Here is a 17,319-nt window from a genome sequence, read left to right on the forward strand (position 1 = left end):
TGCCAGACTCTCGGGGGAGCAGGACAACATGGAGAAACGTTGGCAGCGATTGTACGCTGCCGGCAGGCGTGCTTTCATCCCGCGCCACCTTCAACCTGTCATTACTCTCAATCTCTCATACGGGAAGCAACGCCATGTCCGAGGATCGCGAGCAGGAACGCCTGATCTGGATCGATCTGGAAATGACCGGGCTCGATCCCGAGCGTGAGCGCATCATCGAGATCGCCACCATCGTGACCGATAATGCGCTGAACGTGATCGCCGAGGGGCCGGTGCTGGCCGTCCACCGTTCCGACAGCCTGCTGAATGCCATGGATGAGTGGAACACCCGGACCCATGGCAATACCGGACTGACCGAGCGGGTACGCCAGAGCGACATCGACATCCGCGAGGCCGAGAGGCGCACCCTGGCCTTTCTGGCGGAGTACGTGAAGCCGAACACCTCACCGATGTGTGGCAACAGCGTGCATCAGGATCGCCGCTTCATGCAGCGGGAAATGCCCGAACTGGAAGCCTTCTTCCACTACCGCAACCTCGATGTCTCGACCCTCAAGGAGCTGGCGCGGCGCTGGAAGCCGGATGTGCTGAAGGGGCTGACCAAGCAAGGCACCCACCTGGCGCTGGATGATATCCGCGACTCGATCGAAGAGCTGAAATATTACCGTGAACATTTCCTGAAGCTCTGATGAGGTGTGACAGCCGTGCCTGCAAGCAGTTGATGGTTCGCTTTCGCGACTGAAGTCGCTCCTGCGGGAAGGGTTGCCGGTCCATCTTTGGCCCGGGTGGTTCGGTCCATGAATTCCTGTAGGCGCGCTTCGGTTACCATGGTGCAACCCCTTTCGCAACTGAAGGCGTTCCTGCAGGGGCCGGACTGCTGATTCACGGGATTGATCAGTCCTGCGGGGTTGCAGGCGCGACTTCAGTCGCGAATTGCGCTATCCCCCGTGGCCGGGGGCCATTCAGTGCGCCTCCCGGGCGATGATGTCGCGATAGCCGGCATCATTCGGGGTAGGGCGTTCGTCGGTCGGACTGTCAGGGTGGGCGCGTTCTTCTTGTCTTGCCAGCGCCCAGCGCACGTGCTCGCGTACCATGTCCGAGGGCCAGGCCAGCCGGGCGCGCAGCGCGCTGATGATGGCCGGATCATGGGGGGCATTGCCCAGGCCGACGGCGAGATTGCGCAGCCAGCGCTCGTAGCCGATGCGGCGGATCGGGCTGCCCTGGGTACGTTCGAGGAATTCCTCCTCGCTCCAGTTGAACAGCGTCACCAGTTCGGCGCGGTCGAGCTCGTGACGGGGGGTGAAGTCATCCTCCCGGGTGGCGCGGGTGAAGCGGGTGAAGGGGCAGACCAGCTGACAGTCGTCACAGCCGAAGACGCGATTGCCCATCGCCTCGCGAAATTCGACCGGAATCTCGCCATGTTTTTCAATGGTGAGATAGGAGATGCAGCGGCGCGCGTCGATGACCCGGTCATCGACGATGGCACCGGTCGGGCACCAGGTCTGGCAGCGGCTGCAGGAGCCGCAGTGCTCGCTCTCGAAGGGCTCATCCACCGGCAGCGGCAGATCGGTGTAGAGCTCGCCGAGAAAGAAGAACGAGCCGGCCTGCGGATGCAGGATCATGGCGTTCTTGCCGAACCAGCCCAGTCCGGCCTTCTGTGCCAGGGCCCGTTCCATGACCGGCGCCGAGTCGACAAAGGCGCGATAGCCGAACTCGCCGATCTCGGCTTCCAGCTGTCGGGCCAGCCGGGTCAGGCGCTTGCGCATCAGCTTGTGATAGTCACGGCCGACGCCGTAGCGTGAGATATAGGCGCGCGCCGGCTGACCCAGTACCCGGGTGGTTTCCACCTCGGGCGGCAGGTAGTCCATGCGCACGCTGATCACGCGCAGGGTGCCGGGTTCGAGCTCTGCCGGGCGGGTGCGTTTGGTGCCGTGACGCGACATGTAGTCCATCTCGCCCTGGTAGCCGGCGGCCAGCCAGCGTTCGAGATAGGCTTCATGATTGGAGAGATCGGTATCGGTGATCCCGAGCTGGGCAAATCCCAGTTCACGCGCCCATACCCTGAGCCGTTCGGCGATGGCGGCAAAATCGAGCTCGCCGTTGTCATGGTGGGCCGCAGGCAGTACGGAGTCGGTCATGATGGCGGCCGCCGGTAGCGGCAGATAATGGTAAATACAGCGCTGGTGCTCGCCCCGGGTATCGTCGGGGGTGTGGTCAGCGACGAGTGGCAATGACTTCAGGGAAGAGTCTCATGATAAACGATGAAGCGCTGGCACTATACAGCCGTGAGCAGTCCGGCGCGCTGGATCGCGCCCTGATCGAGGCGGGCACGCCGGGCTTCGAACTGATGAGCCAGGCCGGTGAAGCGGCCTGGGCGTGTCTGCAGCGCCACTGGCCGGATTGCCGGCGCCTGTCGGTACTGTGCGGCGCCGGCAACAATGCCGGGGACGGCTATGTGGTGGCGGCGCTGGCGCACCGCGCCGGCTGGCAGGTGGAAGTGATCGCACTGAAGGCGCCACAGACGCTTGCCGGCGAAGCCGCCGAGGCGGTGGCGATGGCGCAGCGCACGGGCGTGACGATCACGGCCTGGCAGTCGGACTGGACGCCCCGCGGCGAGCTGATCGTCGATGCGCTGCTCGGGACCGGTCTGACCGGTGAGGTGCGCGCGCCCTATGACGAGGCCATCGAGGCGATCAATCGGAGCGGCCTGCCGGTGCTGGCCATCGATCTGCCTTCCGGGCTCGATGCCGAAACCGGCACCGTGCTCGGCGCTGCCGTCGAGGCGGCGCGTACCATTTCCTTCATCGGCCGCAAGTTCGGGCTGTATACCGGCCAGGCCCCCGATTACACCGGGACGATCGAGTATGCGCCGCTGTCGCTGACCCGGCAGCGCCGGGCTGGTGTCGATCACCTCGGCTGGCTGCTGGATGCCGGGCTGCCGTCGCGGACGCTGCCGCGCCGACGGCCGACCACCCACAAGGGGCAGTGCGGCCACCTGCTGGTGATCGGGGGGCGCGAGGGGTTCGGCGGCTCGGTCATCATGGCGACCGAAACCGCGGCCCGGCTGGGCGCCGGACTGGTCAGTCTGGCAACTTCGGCAGTCCATGTGCCGCCCGCGCTGACGCGCTGCCCCGAGATGATGGTCAAGCCGGTACGCAACGGCCTGGATCTCGAGGAGCTGCTCGAGGCCGCCAGCGGTGTGCTGATCGGCCCGGGTCTGGGGCAGCAGGCCTGGGGCGAGGGGCTGATGCAGGCGGTGCTGAATACCGCGACGCCCTGCGTGGTGGATGCCGACGCGCTCAATCTGCTCGCATCGCGCTGGCCAAAGGTGCAGCGTGACAACTGGATCCTGACGCCGCATCCCGGCGAGGCCGCGCGTCTGCTGGGCTGTGCGGTGAGCGAGGTGCAACGGGATCGCCTTGCTGCAGCCCGCGCCCTGCACGGCCGATATGGCGGGGTGATCGTGCTCAAGGGTGCCGGCACCCTGGTGGTGGGCGGCCCCTCGGGTGATGAGTGCTTCGTGAGTCCGTTCGGCAATCCCGGCATGGCGTCGGGCGGCATGGGGGATGTGCTGGGGGGCATGATTGCCTCGCTGCTGGTGCAGGGGCTGTCGCCGCTGCAGGCGGCGGCAACCGGCGTGGCGGTGCACGGCATGGCGGCGGATCGGGCGGCGATTTCGGGGGGTGAGCGTGGTCTGCTGGCAACCGATCTGGCATCCTTTGCGCGGCAGCTGGTCAACCCGTAGCCGGCACGGTGTGAGCAAGATATGCAGAAATTCGTACTCGACAATGAAGACGCCCAGGTGGCCTTCGGACGGGCACTGGCCGCCGCCATGAGCTTCCGGGGCCATGTCTGGCTGGAAGGTGAGCTGGGCGCCGGCAAGACCACGCTGGCGCGCGGCGTGATGCGGGCGCTGGGCATTACCGGGGCGGTCAAGAGCCCCACCTATACGCTGGTCGAACCCTACGAGGTCGGGGCGCAGCAGGTGTATCACTTCGATCTCTATCGGCTCGCCGATCCCGAGGAACTGGAATTCATCGGGGCGCGTGACTGGCTCGACAGCGAGGCGCTCTGTCTCATCGAGTGGCCCTCGCAGGGCGGTGATCGACTGCCGACGCCCGATCTGCGCATTCGCCTGGCGCTGGCCGGCGAGGGGCGTCATGCCGAAGCCGAGGCCCTGTCACCCCACGGCGAGCAGGCCCTGACACAGCTGCCGTCACTGCTCGCGCGGCTCCGACACTCTTCGGAAGGCGGTTCATGAAGCGTTACTCCCTGCCGGCCAGGCTGCTCGGCCTGCTGATGCTGATACTGCTCCCCGTGCTGAGCCAGGCAGCCGAACTGGATGAGCTGCGTGCCTGGGACAATGGTGATCGCACCCGACTGGTGTTCGATCTCTCCAGCGAGGTCGAGACCAATGTCTTCACGCTCGATGATCCCGCTCGCCTGGTGATCGATTTCACCGATACCGCCCTGGAGACCACGCTGGATACGACCGGCAGCGGCAGTGCCCTGATTCGCCGGGTGCGCTCCGGGGTGCGTAACGGCAACGATCTGAGAGTGGTGATGGATCTGGCCGACGCGGTCACGCCGCACGCCTTCAAGCTCGGGCCGAGCGGGGGCAAGGGGCACCGGTTGGTGGTGGATCTGGGGGGCGCCGGGGCAGGAGAGTCCGGTGCACTGGCCAGCGGTGACGACGGCGACCCCATCGAGGCCATGATCCGTCAGCAGGAGCGGGATGCCCGCCGCAAGCTGGGGCGCAGCCAGTCCGGCGGGGGCGAGGGCAGTGGTACGGCCTCGACCGCCAGTCGCACGGCCCGGCCGCATCCGAAGCGTGACATCGTGGTGGTGATCGATCCCGGCCACGGGGGCAAGGACCCCGGCGCGCTGGGGGATCACAGCAAGGAGAAGGACGTGGTGCTGGCCATCGGCAGGCGGCTGAAGGCGAAGTTCGATGCCGCGCCCGGTTTCAAGGCCTGGCTGACCCGCGATGACGACACCTTCATTCCGCTGCGGGGCCGGTTGCGCATTGCACGTGAACGCCACGCCGACTTCTTCGTCTCGATCCACGCCGATGCGGTAGGCTCCAGCAGTCCGAGGGGCTCGTCGGTCTATGCACTCTCGCAGCACGGGGCGACTTCGGAAACCGCCCGCTGGCTGGCCCAGACCGAAAACCGCTCCGATCTGATCGGCGGTACCGGTGGCGACCTGAGCCTGGAGGACAAGGATCGCATGCTGCGTGGCGTGCTGCTCGATCTCAGCATGACCGCGACCATCAATGATTCGCTGGCGGCCGGGGGCGATGTCATCCGCCAGATTGCCCAGTTCAACCGCATGCACCGTTCACGGGTCGAGCAGGCCGCGTTCGTGGTGCTGAAGTCGCCGGATATTCCCTCGCTGCTGGTGGAGACCGGCTTCATCACCAATCCGACCGAGGAGCGGCTGCTCAATTCGGCTTCCCATCAGCAGAAACTGACCAATGCGGTGTTCGAGGGCGTACGTAGCCACTTCATGAACAGCCCGCCGCCTGACAGTCTGCTGGCCTGGCAGCGCGACCAGCGCCGGGGCGGGGCCGCCGACGAGTATCGGGTGATGGCGGGGGATACGCTCTCCGGCATTGCCAGCAGCCACGATGTTTCGCTGAGTGCCCTGCGGCGGGTCAACGATCTCGATGGCGATGTGGTCCGGGTCGGGCAGGTGCTGACGCTGCCGTGAGTGCATCCCCGTTGATGAGCGTTCGGGTTACAATGGGCCTTCGATTCCCGACCCCATCGAGCTGCAAGGAGGCCGTGTGAGCGAACGCCGCATTCAGGTACTGGTCCCGCGCCTGGCCAATCAGATCGCGGCCGGTGAGGTGGTCGAGCGTCCGGCCTCGGTGCTCAAGGAGCTGGTGGAAAACGCCATTGATGCCGGCAGCAGTCGCATTGATATCGAGCTGGAGGCCGGTGGCAGCAAGCTGATCCGGGTGCGCGACAACGGCGGCGGGATTGATCACGATGATCTGGGGCTGGCGCTGTCACGCCATGCCACCAGCAAGATCGGTACGCTCGATGATCTCGAGGGCGTGGCCACGCTCGGCTTTCGCGGCGAGGCGCTGGCCGCGATCAGTGCGGTGGCCCGGCTGGAGCTGTTCTCCAACACCAGCGAGGAGCACAGCGATGGCTGGCGGGCGGTGGCCGAAGGCCGCGAGATGACCCCCCGCGTCTCGCCGGCCCCCCATCCCCGCGGCACCACCGTCACGGTGCGCGATCTGTTCTTCAATACCCCGGCCCGCCGCAAGTTTCAGCGCACCGAGAAGACCGAGTTCGGTCACGCGGAGGAGGCCTTTCGCCGCCTGGCGCTCTCCCATCACGCCATCGACCTGACCCTGCGCCACAACCGCAAGGTGGTGCATCAGCTGGCCGCCGGTGGCGATCAGCTGGCGATGGAGAAGCGCATCGGTCGCCTGCTGGGACGCGGCTTTCTCGACAACGCCCTGCATGTCGATGTCGAGGCCGGCGGCCTGCACCTCTGGGGCTGGGTGGGGCTGCCGACCCATACCCGCGCTCAGGCCGATCAGCAGTACTTCTTTGTCAACGGCCGGGCGATCCGCGATCGGCTGGTGGCGCATGCCGTGCGCCAGGCCTATCGCGATGTGCTCTTCCATGGCCGTCACCCGGTGTTCGTGCTGTATCTGGAACTCGATACCCACAGCGTCGATGTCAACGTGCACCCCACCAAGCACGAGGTACGCTTTCGCGATTCGCGGCTGGTGCATGACTTTCTGTTTTCCAGCCTGCACCGGGCGCTGGCGGACGTTCGTCCGGAAGCGGCACAGGCGTCGGCCGACAGCGAGCCCGCAGCGTCCGGGGAGCCGGCTGACGCAGCGGCCGAGCGCCGTGGCGCTCCCGCGCGGGAAGACAGCGCCGGCTGGCAGCAGCAGGGCATGGCACTGGCCCGGCAGGCGGCCTCCGGTGCGCAGGGGGCCGGGGGCGGCGACTACCGCCAGGGATCGGCCGAACGCCCCGGCGAACAGCGCATCCGCGAGTTCATGGCCGGTTATCGCGCCCTGCATCCCGATCACGAGTCACGCCTGCTCGAGCCGCGCCACGAGAAAGCGCCGGACCGCGGCGAGCCGGCTGCGCCGACCACGGACCGGGCGCGAGCCGACGCCGGGGGGGTTGCCGGTGACGAGGGCCGCGAGCCCGGGGCGGCACAGAGCGATGTGCCACCGCTGGGCTATGCCGTGGCCCAGCTGCATGGTGTCTATGTCCTGACCCAGAGCGCACGTGGCATGGTGATCGTGGACATGCATGCCGCCCACGAACGGATCACCTACGAGCGCCTCAAGGGGCAGTATCTGGGTGAGGGGGTGGAATCCCAGCCGCTGCTGGTGCCGATCTCGCTGGCGGCCAGCGAAGGCGAGGTGGAGCTGATCGAGCAGGAGCGCGCTGCCTTCGAGCAGGTCGGCGTGGTTCTCGAGCCGGGCGGGCCGGAGACGATTCTGGTGCGCCAGCTGCCGGCGCTGCTGGCCGGCGCGGATTGCGAGGGGCTGATTCGCGAGATGCTGGCCGAGCTCGAGCGCTATGGCCGCAGTCAGGCGGTCGAGGCGCGTCTGCTGGAGCTGCTCTCCACCATGGCCTGCCATGGCAGCGTCCGGGCCAACCGGCGGCTGACGATCGAGGAGATGAATGCGCTGTTGCGCGACATGGAGCGCACCGAGCGCAGCGGACAGTGTAATCATGGCCGGCCGACCTGGAAGGAGCTGTCGATGCGCGAACTCGATCGTCTGTTCGCCAGGGGGCAGTAGCCATGACCGCAACGGCTGCTGCCGATGAACGGCCGACGGCCCTTTTGCTGATGGGGCCTACCGCTTCGGGCAAGACCGATCTGGCGATCGCGCTGCGCGAGCGGCTGGGCTGCGAACTGATCAGCGTCGACTCCGCCATGGTCTATCGCGGCATGGATATCGGCACGGCCAAGCCGAGTGCCGAGGAGCAGGCCCGGGCGCCACACCGGCTGATCGACATCCGGGATCCGGCCGCTCCCTACTCGGCAGTGGAATTTCGTGACGATGCGCTTGTCCATATTGCCGACATCGCGCGTCAGGGCCGGATACCGCTGCTGGTCGGCGGGACCATGCTCTACTTCCGGGTACTGACCCGGGGAATTGCCGATATGCCGGCGGCGCAGCCGGAAATCCGGCGTGAGCTGGCGGCCCTGCAGGCCGAGCGGGGCAGTGCCGGGCTGCACGAGGAGCTGGCCCGGGTTGACCCGGAATCGGCGGCCCGGCTGCATCCCAACGATCCGCAGCGGCTGCTGCGGGCGCTGGAGATCTACCGTGCCAGCGGGCGGACCATGGGCGAGCACTGGCGTGCCCAGACGCCCGCGCCGCTGCCTTTTCGACCGCTGTCCATCGGGCTTGTCCCGGGCGATCGCCGGGTACTGCATGCCCGTATCGCCGAGCGCTTTGACAGGATGCTGGCCTCCGGCTTCCCCGAAGAGGTGCAGGCGCTGCGAGCACGCGGCGATCTGCATGCCGATCTGCCGGCCATCCGAAGCGTCGGCTACCGGCAGCTGTGGCAGGGCATGGCGCAGGGATCGGGAATGGCCGAGATGCGCGAGCAGGGCGTGATCGCGACCCGCCAGCTGGCCAAGCGTCAGCTGACCTGGCTGCGACGCTGGCCGGAGTGCCACAGACTCGACGCACTGGCGCCCGACGTCCTGGCACAGGCCTTGAAAATCGTGCGCGATAACGGCACTTAGCGTAATATGTGTGGTCACATTTCATTGTGGCACGCCAGCCTGTCGGGCGCTGCCTGCCAGGGCAGTCGTCCGATACAGCGGACCCGGAATGCGGCGGGCGAAAAGCCTGACTTCAGGCATCAAACGACGCATTGCAATAAACGATAAACACCAGGCAATAATTTTGGAGAACTACATGTCCAAAGGACAGTCTCTTCAGGACCCCTATCTGAACATCCTGCGCAAGGAGCGCATTCCGGTCTCGATCTTTCTGGTCAACGGCATCAAGCTGCAGGGGCAGATCGAGTCCTTCGATCAGTTCGTGATCCTGCTGCGCAACACGGTCAGCCAGATGGTCTACAAGCACGCCATTTCCACGGTCGTGCCCTCGCGCAACGTGCGTCTGCCGGCCCAGGATCCGGGGCTGCAGAACGGTCAGGAAGCCTGAGGGGAGACGCCGATTGTTTTTCGAGCGTCCCGAAAGTGGTGAGACCGCTGTTCTGGTGCATGTCGAATTCGAGGACAGCACCGAGCGGGAGGATACCTCGGAGTTTCTGGAGCTGGTGCGCAGTGCCGGCGCGGAACCGGCTGCCCTGCTGACGGGCAGTCGGCGCAAGCCCAGTCCGAAAACCATGATCGGGGAGGGCAAGCTCGAGGAGGCACGCGCCATGCTGCGCGAGCACGGCGCGGAACTTGCCATCTTCAATCACGCCCTGTCGCCTTCCCAGGAGCGCAATATCGAGCGCGAGCTGCAGTGCCGCGTGCTCGATCGTACCGGTCTGATTCTCGATATCTTCGCCCAGCGGGCGCGTACCCATGAAGGCAAGCTGCAGGTCGAGCTGGCCCAGCTCGAATACATGGCGACCCGCCTGGTGCGGGGCTGGACCCACCTTGAACGGCAGAAGGGCGGCATCGGGCTGCGCGGTCCGGGCGAGACCCAGCTGGAAACCGACCGCCGATTGCTGCGCGGGCGCATCAAGTCGATCCACAAGCGGCTGGACAAGGTGCGCAGCCAGCGCAACCAGAATCGGCGCGCCAGGGCCCGCGCGGAGATCCCGTCGGTGTCGCTGGTGGGGTACACCAACGCCGGCAAGTCGACGCTCTTCAACGCGCTCACCGCCTCGGACGTGTTCACGGCCGATCAGCTCTTCGCCACGCTGGACCCGACCCTGCGGCGTCTGGAGCTGGAGGATGTCGGCCCGGTGGTGCTGGCGGACACGGTCGGTTTCATCCGGGATCTGCCGCACAAGCTGGTCGAGGCCTTTCAGGCCACCCTGCAGGAGGCCGCGGAAGCGACCCTGCTGGTGCATGTCATCGACGCGGCGGACGAGGAGCGTGAGAGCCACGGGCAGCAGGTCAATGCCGTGCTGGCGGAGATCGGCGCCAGCGATGTGCCCAGGCTGCTGGTCATGAACAAGACCGATCTGCTGGGCATGGCGCCTCGACTGGAGCGCAATGACGAGGGGCTGCCGACCGTGGTCTGGCTGTCCGCCCAGCATCAGCAGGGCTTCGACCTGCTGATGCAGGCGCTCTCCGAGCGGCTGGCGGTTGACGTACTGGATACCCGGCTGACACTGTCACCTGCCCAGGGCTGGTTGCGGGCGCAGCTCTTCGAACTCGGCTCGGTACGCGAGGAAGAGTTCGATGATGATGGCCGCTCGCATCTGTCGGTACGCCTGCCGCGCCGTGACTTCATGCAGCTGCTGGCGCGTGCCGATGAGGATCCCGCCGATTATCTGGATTGGCAGGAGCTGAATGATTCCGGAGCGTTGCCCGATTCCTCGCCCTGAGTGTCCGGAATCGGCCCCCTGATGTCATGCGAACGCATCAGACCGGTTTCAGGACATGCCGGTTCGGGGTATGTTACAACGCGCAACCTGTTACGGGGCATTCGGCTGGAATGCCCCGATTCGCGAGTCGGCCGTGCGTCGAGCAGCCAGCACTTCCTGCCCTTTTGGAGACGATGTATGGCCTGGAATGAGCCGGGTGGTAACAACAACCAGCAGGATCCCTGGAGCGGTGGGGGTCGTGGTGGAGGCGGCGGTGGTAACAACCAGGGGCCGCCGGATCTCGATGAGCTGCTCAGAAAGCTGAAGAATCGCCTCAATGGCCTGCTCGGTCAGCAGCAGCGCCCGCAGCGTTCAAACGGCAGCGATGGCGGCAACGGTGATGGCGGCGGGCGCCGCAGCACCCTGCTGCTGCCGCTGATCGTGGTGGTCGTGGCGCTGGTGGTATGGGCCGGTTCCGGCTTCTATCTGGTCGATCAGTCCGAGCGCGGCGTCGTGCTGCGTTTCGGCAAGTATCTCAATACCGTGGGGCCCGGTCTGCACTGGAATCCGCCGCTGGTGGACAATGTCCATCGCGTCAACGTGACCCAGGTGCGTTCGCTGAGCCAGACCGACTCGATGCTGACCAAGGACGAGAACATCGTGAAGGTTCAGCTCTCCAGTCAGTATCTGGTCTCCGATCCGCGCAACTATGTTCTCAACGTGCGCTCGCCCGAGGTCAGCATGCAGAACGCCATGGATTCCGCGCTGCGTCATGTGATCGGCAGCACCGAGATGAACGATATCCTCACCTCGGGGCGCGAACTGGTGGCCTCTCAGGTGACCGAACGGCTGCAGTCCTACCTCGACAGTTACCATATCGGCCTGCAGCTGCAGACCGTCAACGTGGAGTCGACCTCGCCGCCCGACCAGGTGCAGGACGCCTTTGATGACGTGATCAAGGCCCGCGAGGAGCGTCAGCGTACCATCAACCAGGCGATGGCCTACGAGAATGCGGTAATGCCTGCGGCACAGGGCAGGGCCCAGCGCATCAAGGAGGAGGCCCAGGGCTACAAGGAGTCGGTGGTGGCACAGGCTCAGGGCGATGCCAACCGCTTCACCTCCCTGACGCGCGAGTACGAGAAGGCACCCGAGGTCACGCGTGAACGCCTCTACCTGGAAACCGTCAGCAATGTGCTGGGTAATACCCGCAAGGCACTGGTTGATCCGGGGTCGGACAACAGCGTGACCGTGCTGCCGCTGGGGCAGCTGCAATCATCCGGAGGCAACGGCACGGGCAGCAGCAGCCAGGCGATGGATGATCAGCAGGTGGATCAGCTCACCCGTAGAATTGCCGAACAGATTGCGACACAGAGCCGCCAGAACAGCCTTCGGGAGGGCCGTTAATGTTCAATAACCGTGCCCTGGTCATCATTGTCGTGCTCGTGGTGCTCGGCTGGCTGGCCAGCAGCAGCCTGTACGTGGTCGATGAAACCGAGCGCGCCATCAAGCTGCGTTTCGGCGAAGTGGTGGAGAGCGACATCGGTCCCGGCCTGCACGCCAAGGTGCCGGTGCTCAATACCGTGCGGACCTTCGACAGTCGGGTACTGACGCTGGATGCCAGCGCCAGCCGTTACCTGACCCAGGAAAAGAAGGCGGTGATCGTCGACTCCTATATCAAGTGGAAGATCATCAATCCGCAGCGCTTCTACGAGGCCACCACCGGTGATGAGCAGGTGGCCGAGCGGTTGATCGAGCCGCGTGTCGATGAGGCCCTGCGTAACGAGTTCGGCCGCAACACCCTCTCCCAGATCGTCAGCGAGCGTCGCGATGAGCTGATGTCGGCACCGACGAAGGCGCTGGACAAGCAGATGCGCAACGAGCTGGGGGTGGCGGTGCTGGATATCCGCGTCAAGCAGATCGAGCTGCCCGAAGAGGTCACCCAGTCGGTGTATGACCGCATGCGCTCGGAACGGGAGCGCGAGGCACGCGAGTATCGTGCCCAGGGTCAGGAGCAGGCGGAAAAGATTCGTGCCCGGGTGGATCGCGAGAAGCAGGTGCTGCTGGCCCGTGCCCGGCAGATTGCCGAAACCACGCGTGGCGAGGGCGATGCCTCGGCCGCCGCGATCTATGGCAACGCCTATCAGCAGAATCCGGATTTCTTCCGCTTCTACCGGTCGCTGCAGGCCTATCGTGACAGCTTCGGCGATGGTAACGGGCTGCTGGTCCTCAATCCGCATAACAACGACTTCTTCCGGTTTCTGCTCGATCCGCAGGGTGCCGGTGGCGGTAGTGGTGCCGGAACACTGCCTTCTCCCTGAACGGGGGCGCTCGCGGGCTTCCACCGCGGGCGTTTCGTGATAGACTCTCGCAACCGGGGACCCTCCCCGGTTTTTTTGTGGCCGCCTGCCGGCATGACAGCGTTACCCGATGCCGTGACGCGGGCGGTCCAGCCGGATTCATTCACTCTTCTGGCAGGACGAATGCCATGACCATCGCTGACCGCTGGCTGCTGCCTGACGGCATGGATGAGGTGCTGCCGCCGCAGACGCTTCGCATGGAGTCGCTGAGGCGCGCGCTGCTGGATCTCTATTACCGCTGGGGCTATGACATGGTCATGCCACCGCCGGTTGAATTTCTCGATTCGCTGCTGACCGGGACCGGGACCGATCTCGAGCTGCAGACCTTCAAGCTGACCGATCAGCTGACCGGGCGGCTGATGGGCGCCAGTGCGGACGTGACCCCTCAGGTGGCGCGCATGGATGCCCACTCGCTGCGCCGCGAGGGGCCGGTTCGGCTCTGCTACTGTGCCCATGTGCTGCGGGCCCAGGCCGATGAGTACCAGGGCGGCCGCAGTCCGGTCCAGCTGGGACTCGAACTGTTCGGGCATGCCGGGCTCGAGGCGGACCAGGAGATCATGCAGCTGGTACTCTCCAGTCTTGACCTGGCCGGCGCCCGCAACGTGCATCTGGCGATCGGCCATATCGGAATCTATCGCGCCCTGGCGGGCGAGGCCGGTCTGGCCGCGGAAGCCGAACGGGCACTGTTTGCCGCCCTCGAACGCAAGGCCGTGGGCGAGGTCGATGCCATTGTCGATGCGCATGTGCAGGACCCCTCGCTGGCCGAGATGCTGCGTCAGCTGCCTCGTCTGCACGGTGGTGACGAAGTGCTCGAACGGGCCCGCGAGGTATTTGCCGGGGCGCCGGCCGCCGTCGGCGAGGCGCTGGCGCAGCTCACGGCGCTGCGCACCTCGATCGGTCGTGACTCCGAGCAGGTGGCGCGCTATTTCGATCTTGCCGAACTGCGCGGCTACGAGTATCACACCGGCATGGTATTTGCCGCCTATGTGCCGGGTTACGGGCAGGCCCTGGCCAAGGGGGGGCGTTACGACGATACCGGTCGCGCCTTCGGGCGTCCGCGCCCGGCGACCGGCTGCTCGATGGATCTCAAGCTGCTGGCCTCGCTCGACGAGCAGCGTCCCAGCCACGATGGCATCTGGGCGCCGGCAAGCGAGAGCGAAGCGCTGGCGCGCCGGGTCAGCGAGCTGCGCCAGGCCGGCGAGCGGGTGGTGCAGGCGCTTGCCGGTCAGACAACCGGGGCCCGGGCGCACTTCTGTGACCGTGAGCTCATCGAGCATGAGGGGCGCTGGCAGGTGCGCCCGCTCGAGGACTGAGTCGATCTTTCATTCAGGTCCGCTGCTGCTGGCAGACCACGAGCGGGCCGCATTACAGAGACGAAGGCAATGGGCAAGAATGTAGTCGTGCTCGGCACCCAGTGGGGCGATGAAGGCAAGGGCAAGGTCGTCGATCTGCTGACGGAGTCGGCTTCTGCGGTGGTGCGTTTCCAGGGCGGGCACAATGCCGGTCATACCCTGGTCATCGACGGTGAAAAGACGGTGCTGCACCTGATCCCGTCGGGGATTCTGCGCAGTGATGTCACCTGCGTCATCGGCAACGGCGTGGTGCTCTCGCCCGAGGCGCTGCTTGACGAGATCCGCGAGCTGGAAGACAAGGGCGTGCCGGTGCGCGAACGGCTGCGCCTGTCACCGGCCTGTCCGCTGATCCTGCCGTATCACGTACGCCTCGATCAGGCGCGCGAGAAGGCGCGCGGGGTGGCCAAGATCGGTACCACCGGGCGTGGCATCGGCCCGGCCTACGAGGACAAGGTGGCCCGGCGCGGCCTGCGGCTGGGGGACATCCTTCATCGCGAGCGTTTCGCCAGCAAGCTCGGCGAGGTGCTTGACTACCACAATTTCGTATTGAGCCGCTATCACGGCGAGGAGCCGGTCGACTTCCAGCAGGTGCTGGACGAGGCGATGGCGATGGCCGAGGATCTGCGGCCGATGGTCAGCGATACCGTGTCGCTGGTACACGACATCCGCAAGGCCAACCAGAACATCATGTTCGAGGGGGCCCAGGGCTCGCTGCTGGACATCGATCACGGCACCTATCCCTTCGTCACCAGCTCCAATACCACGGCCGGTGGCACGGCAACCGGTTCCGGGGTGGGGCCGCTCTATCTCGACTACGTGCTGGGTATCACCAAGGCCTACACCACGCGGGTCGGTTCGGGGCCGTTCCCCACCGAGCTGTTCGACGAGTTCGGCCGCCATCTGGCCGAGAAGGGGCACGAGTTCGGAGCCACCACCGGACGGGCGCGCCGCTGCGGCTGGTTCGATGCGGTGGCACTGCGTCACGCGGTGCAGATCAACTCCGTGTCCGGCCTGTGTCTGACCAAGCTCGATGTGCTGGACGGGCTGGAGAACATCCGCGTCTGCGTCGGCTATCGCACCAAGGATGGCGATCTGATCGACAACCTGGTGGACAGCGAGGGCTACGAGACCATCGAGCCCGAATACCGCGATCTGCCGGGCTGGCAGGAATCGACGCTGGGCATCCGGGCGCTGGAAGACCTGCCCGCCAATGCGCGCGCCTATATCTCCTTTCTGGAGGAGCAGGTGGGGACGCCGATCGATATCATCTCGACCGGTCCCGATCGCAATGAGACCATCGTGCTGCGCAACCCGTTTGCCGAGTAGCGCGCTCCCCGAAGGTGCTTCGAAACGCCCCGGCGGGCTCTCCGCCGGGGCGTTGTCGTGTTGCGCCGGGTGGCGCCTCAGCGCTTGAGGAAGTTGCTCTTCACCAGATCGACCACATCGGTCATCCGGCCATCGAGCATGGCCCGGGCAGAGTAGAGCGCGGTCGAGGCCACCTCGCCGGCCTCCACCTTCGGCGGCATCACCAGCTCCATGCGGTTGACCTTCACATCGAGCAGGGCGGGACCCTCGTGGGCGAGCAGGTCACTGATGGCGCCCTCGAGTTCGTGCTTGTGCTCGACGCGGCGTCCGCGCATGCCCACCGATTCGGCCAGGCGGCTGAAATCGGGGTTGTTGAGCTCGGTATAGGCGTCCAGCAGCCCCTCGACCTTCTGTTCGATCTCCACGAAGCCCAGTGATTCATTGTTGAAGACCACCAGCTTGAGCGGCAGCTGGTCACGCACCACCGTCAGCAGATCCCCCATCAGCATGGAGAGCCCGCCGTCGCCGCACATCGCAATGACCTGCCGCTCGGGCATGGCCCTGGCGATGCCCAGTGCCTGCGGGTAGGCGTTGGCCATGGTGCCGTGCATCAGGCTGGCCATGGTGCGGCGGCGGCCATTGGTGCGGATATGCCGCAGCATCCACACCATCGGACTGCCGCCGTCGGCGGTAAAGACGGCATCGTCGGCGGCCAGCCGATCCAGCGCGAGCGTGAGTTCCTGGGGGTGAATGAGATCGTCGTCACGCGACTGGTGGGTGGCCTGTTCGAGGGCCCTGGCATAGGCGCTGCGGCACTCCTCGAGCCAGCCGGTATCGGCATGCGCCTGCACCGTCTGTACCAGCGCCTGACAGGTATCGCGTACGCTGCCGACCACGCCGATATCGACCGGATGGCGGCGGCCGATCTGGCCGGCATCGAGATCCACCTGGATGATCGTGGCATTGTCGGGATAGAACTGGCTCCAGGCGAAGCTGCAGCCCAGCAGGAGCAGGGTGTCGCACTCGGCCACGGCCCGATAGCCGCCATCCAGACCGAAGACCCCGGTCATGCCGACATCGAAGGGGTTGTCGTGCTCGATGAAGTCCTTGGCCCGCGAGGTCCAGGCCACCGGCGCCTTGAGCCGCTCGGCCAGCGCCAGCACTTCATCGCGGGCCTGGGCGCAGCCGTAGCCGGCGTAGATGGAGATCCGTCCGCCGGCGTTGAGCCGCTCGATGATCGGCACCAGTTCCTCGGCGCCAGGGCGAATGATCGGGTCGAACCGGTGGACCCGCCAGGCCTTCTCTTCCTGCGGTGTCTGCGTGAACAGGTCACCGGGGACGATCAGTACCGCCACGCCCCCCCTTGTTCAGCGCTTCCTGTGCGGCGAGTACCGTCATCCGGTGGGCCTGCTCGGGGTTGACGATATACTCGCAGAAGACGCTGTACTGCTCGTAGACCTTCTTCTGGTCGACGTCCTGCGGGAAGCCGACCCCCATCTCGGCAGTGGGTACCTGGGAGGCGATGAAGACTACCGGCGAACCGTTGCGGTGGGTCTCGAACAGTCCGTTGACGAAATGCAGGCTGCCGGGGCCGCAGGTGCCGGCGCAGGCAGCCAGTTCGCCGGTCAGGGCCGCCTCGCCGCCGGCGGCAAAGCCGCCTACCTCTTCATGCCGGACAGACACCCATTCGATGTCGCTGCGCCGGATGGCATCCGTCAGCTGATTGATGGTATCGCCGACCACGCCGTAGCAGCGACGCGCGCCCGCTTCAGCCAGCACATCGACCATGATCTCGGCCACATTGCGGCTCATTGCGTT

General features: G+C 65.9%; 15 protein-coding genes. 12 read left to right on the forward strand and 3 right to left on the reverse strand.

All coding sequences use genetic code 11. The annotated features are described in order from the left end of the window. The first annotated feature begins 134 nt into the window (after nucleotides 1-134). Entirely contained in the window at nucleotides 135-686 is a 552-nt protein-coding gene (gene orn, locus C7446_RS14245; protein ID WP_121173795.1) for an oligoribonuclease, read from the forward strand. Between the two features lie 273 nt (nucleotides 687-959). Here orn and queG read toward each other — a convergent pair whose 3' ends face one another. Next, nucleotides 960-2,135, reverse strand: a complete 1,176-nt coding sequence (queG, locus tag C7446_RS14250; RefSeq protein WP_121173905.1) for a tRNA epoxyqueuosine(34) reductase QueG — start codon at nucleotides 2,133-2,135, stop codon at nucleotides 960-962. Nucleotides 2,136-2,248: 113 nt separating this feature from the next. Here queG and C7446_RS14255 point away from each other — a divergent pair, with 113 nt between their 5' ends. From C7446_RS14255 to C7446_RS14305, 11 genes are all read left to right on the forward strand, one after another. Next, nucleotides 2,249-3,742 (forward strand): NAD(P)H-hydrate dehydratase, encoded by a 1,494-nt coding sequence (locus C7446_RS14255; RefSeq protein WP_121173796.1) that lies wholly within the window; start codon nucleotides 2,249-2,251, stop codon nucleotides 3,740-3,742. A 21-nt stretch (nucleotides 3,743-3,763) separates the two neighbouring features. Then, on the forward strand, nucleotides 3,764-4,258 hold the full coding sequence (tsaE, locus tag C7446_RS14260) for a tRNA (adenosine(37)-N6)-threonylcarbamoyltransferase complex ATPase subunit type 1 TsaE (RefSeq protein WP_121173797.1): 495 nt from the start codon (nucleotides 3,764-3,766) through the stop codon (nucleotides 4,256-4,258). After that, the gene (locus C7446_RS14265) at nucleotides 4,255-5,709 is read left to right on the forward strand and encodes an N-acetylmuramoyl-L-alanine amidase (RefSeq protein WP_121173798.1); all 1,455 of its coding nucleotides are present in this window, start codon (nucleotides 4,255-4,257) and stop codon (nucleotides 5,707-5,709) included. The genes tsaE and C7446_RS14265 overlap by 4 nt, the downstream gene beginning before the upstream one ends. A gap of 76 nt (nucleotides 5,710-5,785) precedes the next feature. Then, on the forward strand, nucleotides 5,786-7,783 hold the full coding sequence (gene mutL / locus C7446_RS14270; protein WP_121173799.1) for a DNA mismatch repair endonuclease MutL: 1,998 nt from the start codon (nucleotides 5,786-5,788) through the stop codon (nucleotides 7,781-7,783). A 2-nt stretch (nucleotides 7,784-7,785) separates the two neighbouring features. Next, the gene (gene miaA, locus C7446_RS14275) at nucleotides 7,786-8,739 is read left to right on the forward strand and encodes a tRNA (adenosine(37)-N6)-dimethylallyltransferase MiaA (RefSeq protein WP_121173800.1); all 954 of its coding nucleotides are present in this window, start codon (nucleotides 7,786-7,788) and stop codon (nucleotides 8,737-8,739) included. 175 nt (nucleotides 8,740-8,914) lie between these two features. Then, nucleotides 8,915-9,166, forward strand: a complete 252-nt coding sequence (gene hfq, locus C7446_RS14280; RefSeq protein ID WP_121173801.1) for an RNA chaperone Hfq — start codon at nucleotides 8,915-8,917, stop codon at nucleotides 9,164-9,166. Between the two features lie 13 nt (nucleotides 9,167-9,179). Continuing rightward, the gene (hflX, locus tag C7446_RS14285) at nucleotides 9,180-10,508 is read left to right on the forward strand and encodes a ribosome rescue GTPase HflX (protein WP_121173802.1); all 1,329 of its coding nucleotides are present in this window, start codon (nucleotides 9,180-9,182) and stop codon (nucleotides 10,506-10,508) included. Between the two features lie 177 nt (nucleotides 10,509-10,685). Next, complete coding sequence (hflK, locus tag C7446_RS14290) at nucleotides 10,686-11,891, forward strand: FtsH protease activity modulator HflK (RefSeq protein ID WP_121173803.1); 1,206 nt, start codon at nucleotides 10,686-10,688, stop codon at nucleotides 11,889-11,891. Continuing rightward, nucleotides 11,891-12,805: a protease modulator HflC gene (gene hflC / locus C7446_RS14295; RefSeq protein WP_121173804.1), complete on the forward strand. Its 915-nt coding sequence runs from the start codon at nucleotides 11,891-11,893 to the stop codon at nucleotides 12,803-12,805. Before hflK ends, hflC begins: the two co-directional genes overlap by 1 nt. 167 nt (nucleotides 12,806-12,972) lie before the next feature. Next, a complete protein-coding gene (locus tag C7446_RS14300) occupies nucleotides 12,973-14,157 on the forward strand; it encodes an ATP phosphoribosyltransferase regulatory subunit (protein ID WP_121173805.1) in 1,185 nt (394 codons plus the stop codon). A gap of 69 nt (nucleotides 14,158-14,226) precedes the next feature. Further along, complete coding sequence (locus C7446_RS14305; RefSeq protein WP_121173806.1) at nucleotides 14,227-15,522, forward strand: adenylosuccinate synthase; 1,296 nt, start codon at nucleotides 14,227-14,229, stop codon at nucleotides 15,520-15,522. 77 nt (nucleotides 15,523-15,599) lie between these two features. On the opposite strand, the gene C7446_RS14310 is transcribed toward C7446_RS14305, so the two are convergent. Both C7446_RS14310 and C7446_RS16705 read right to left on the reverse strand, forming a co-directional pair. Beyond that, on the reverse strand, nucleotides 15,600-16,856 hold the full coding sequence (locus C7446_RS14310; RefSeq protein ID WP_245977862.1) for a thiamine pyrophosphate-dependent enzyme: 1,257 nt from the start codon (nucleotides 16,854-16,856) through the stop codon (nucleotides 15,600-15,602). Continuing rightward, a complete protein-coding gene (locus C7446_RS16705) occupies nucleotides 16,831-17,313 on the reverse strand; it encodes a thiamine pyrophosphate-binding protein (RefSeq protein ID WP_245977863.1) in 483 nt (160 codons plus the stop codon). Before C7446_RS16705 ends, C7446_RS14310 begins: the two co-directional genes overlap by 26 nt. Between the last annotated feature and the right edge of the window lie 6 nt (nucleotides 17,314-17,319).

Origin of the sequence: Kushneria sinocarnis (genome assembly GCF_003633775.1) — a bacterium.
GTDB classification, from domain to species: Bacteria; Pseudomonadota; Gammaproteobacteria; order Pseudomonadales; family Halomonadaceae; genus Kushneria; species Kushneria sinocarnis.